This is a genomic window from Microbacterium sp. BF1 (genome assembly GCF_019279095.1).
Taxonomy (GTDB): Bacteria; Actinomycetota; Actinomycetes; order Actinomycetales; family Microbacteriaceae; genus Microbacterium; species Microbacterium maritypicum.
On sequence record NZ_JAGYWT010000357.1, the window covers coordinates 1 to 2,623 of the forward strand.

At 68.0% G+C, this 2,623-nt stretch carries 4 protein-coding genes; all 4 read left to right on the forward strand.

Features of this window, described 5'->3' with window-relative positions; all coding sequences use genetic code 11:
* A partial coding sequence (locus tag KZA10_RS11995) for a DUF520 family protein (protein WP_218682990.1) occupies window positions 1-533 on the forward strand: 533 nt, incomplete at its 5' end.
* Window positions 534-580: 47 nt separating this feature from the next.
* Window positions 581-1,837, forward strand: coding sequence for a DNA polymerase IV (dinB, locus tag KZA10_RS12000; protein WP_141386006.1), 1,257 nt, complete (start codon window positions 581-583; stop codon window positions 1,835-1,837).
* Window positions 1,838-1,873: 36 nt separating this feature from the next.
* Complete coding sequence (locus KZA10_RS12005) at window positions 1,874-2,191, forward strand: hypothetical protein (protein WP_031206169.1); 318 nt, start codon at window positions 1,874-1,876, stop codon at window positions 2,189-2,191.
* On the forward strand, window positions 2,175-2,623 hold a 449-nt coding region (locus KZA10_RS12010; RefSeq protein WP_218682991.1), incomplete at its 3' end, for a hypothetical protein. The genes KZA10_RS12005 and KZA10_RS12010, both read left to right, overlap by 17 nt.

A 2,623-nucleotide genomic window follows, 5' to 3' on the forward strand; every position in this document is an offset into this window, starting at 1 on the left:
CGCTCAAGGACGGCATCTCCTCGGAGAACGCGAAGAAGATCAACAAGATCATCCGCGACGAGGGCCCCAAGGGCGTGAAGAGCCAGATCCAGGGCGACGAGCTGCGCGTGCAGTCCAAGAGCCGCGAAGCGCGCAAGTGGTGGACGGGTGAGATCTCCCGTCTCGCGAACGCCCAGGAGAAGGACGCCACCGAGCTCATCAGCCCGGAGAACGTCGCAGCCCTGCAGCAGCTCGTCGACGCCGGCACCCTCACCGACAAGCTCGCTCGCCAGGTGCTCGAAGGCGTCATCGCCGGCGAGGGCAACCCGCAGGAGGTCGTCGACGCCCGTGGACTCGCGGTCGTTTCGGACGACGGCGCATTGATCGCCGCCATCGACGAAGCACTCGCCGCGCAGCCCGACGTCATGGCGAAGATCAAGGACGGCAAGGTGCAGGCCGCCGGTGCCGTCATCGGAGCGGTCATGAAGGCGATGAAGGGCCAGGCGGACGCCGCACGCGTCCGTGAACTCATTCTCGAGCGCGCTGCGCAGTAGCGTGCGACCCCGGGCCTCATGTCGGAGGCCCGGGGGAGGATGGATGCATGGGACACGGTGACGGCAGCGGACGCATCGTCTCCGCCATCGATGCCGACGACACCGGCACGAGGATCCTGCACGTCGACATGGACGCGTTCTACGCGGCGGTCGAGGTGCTCGATGATCCCTCTCTCCGCGGTCTGCCGCTGATCATCGGCGCGCCGGACGGCCGTTCGGTCGTCTCGAGCGCGTCGTATGAGGCCCGCCGATACGGCGTTCGCGCGGCGATGCCGGTTTCGCAGGCTCTCAGGCTGTGTCCGTCCGCGCGTATCGTCCCCCCGCACTTCCACCGGTACCAGGAGGTCTCTCGGCAGGTGATGGCGATCTTCGAATCGTTCACACCGCTCGTGGAGCCGCTGTCCGTCGACGAGGCGTTCCTCGATGTGCAGGGTGTGCGTCGTCTCTGGGGGAGCCCCGCGCGCATTGCCGAACTCATCCGAGCGCGCGTCCTCGATGAGGTCGGGATCACGTGCAGCGTCGGCGTCGCCGCCACCAAGCACGTCGCCAAGATGGCTTCGACGATATCCAAGCCCGACGGGATGCTCGTCGTCGCGGCGAAGGACACGCTCGACTTCCTCTCTCCTCGACCGGTCCGTGCCATGTGGGGCGTCGGGCCGAAGGCCGCTGAAGCGCTGGAGGCTCGGGGGATCCGAACGGTGCGAGATGTGCGAGATGCCCCGCGCGAGATGATCGAACGCGCTGTCGGGCCTGCGCTGAGTGCGCGACTCGCACAGCTCGCCCGGGGAGAGGATGCGCGCGTCGTCGACACGGAGCGCGTGGAGAAGAGCATCGGTCATGAGGAGACCTTCGACGCCGACATCCTCGACCGCTCGTTCCTGCGGGCGGAACTGCTCCGACTGGCCGACCGCGTCGCTGCCCGGCTCCGCCGAGCGGAGTGGGAGACATCGACCGTCGCGATCAAGATCCGTTTCGATGACTTCCGTACGCTGAGCCGGTCCCAGACACTGAGCGAGCCCACAGCAGTGGGTCAGCGCATTGGAGAAGCCGCTCAGTCCCTGTTCGAGCAGATCGACCGTCGTGATCCGGTGCGACTCGTCGGCGTCCGTGCCGAGAATCTTCGACCAGCCGGCGGAGGCGCCCTCGGGCTCTGGGACGACGACGAGGACTGGCGCCGAGTCGAGGGCGCGATGGATGAGGCCGTCGCCCGGTTCGGCGCGGCGACGATCAGTCGCGCCCGACACATCGGCCGCGGCGATGGCAGAGGCGCCGCACAACACCCGAAAGCCCACGGCCTGGATTGATCCCACAGGGCATGGTTCCTCGGCTAGCGTGGGGTTATGCCGAACATTGCACTGGAACTCGGAAAACAAGCTGCGTCCTTCGGCGTGAAGAGCGCGTACGGAGAGCCGCAGGACGTCGACGGTGTGAGCATCACGCCGGTCGCGTTCACCTACTCGGGCTTCGGCGGTGGCAGCGGAGACGGTGCCGAAGGTGGCGGTGGCGGTGGAGTCTCCGTTCCCGTCGGCGTGTATGTGCGTCGCGAAGAGGGCTTGCGCTTCGAGCCGAACATCGTCACGCTTCTCGTGGTCGCCGTGCCGTTCGTCTGGGTCGCCGGACGGGCGCTCACCCGCATCATTCGTGCCCTCAAGAAGTGACGACCCGGTCTCAGCCGCGCTGGAGCAGGCTGCGACACTGATCGAGCAGGATGTCCGCGCCGTCGCCGCTGTCAACCCGGTCGTGCTCATCGACGGGGGAAGCGGAGCGGGGAAGTCCTCTCTCGCCTCCCTGCTCGTGCGTCGCTGGCCCGTGGTCGGCCATGTGCAGCTCATCGCGCTGGACTCGCTGTACCCCGGCTGGGATGGTCTCGAAGGCGGCGTCGAGCGCGCCCTGGAGTGGATCCTCCGCCCGCACGGCCGCGGCTACCTCGGGACTTGGCGGCGGTGGGACTGGGAGGCTCAGGCTGAAGCGGAAAGCCACGCCGTCGATCCGGCTCTCGGCGTGATCGTCGAGGGCAGCGGGATACTCCGGGCGTCGACCGCCGGCCTCGCCGACGTCAGAATCTGGGTGGAGTCCGCGGAGGCGTCGCG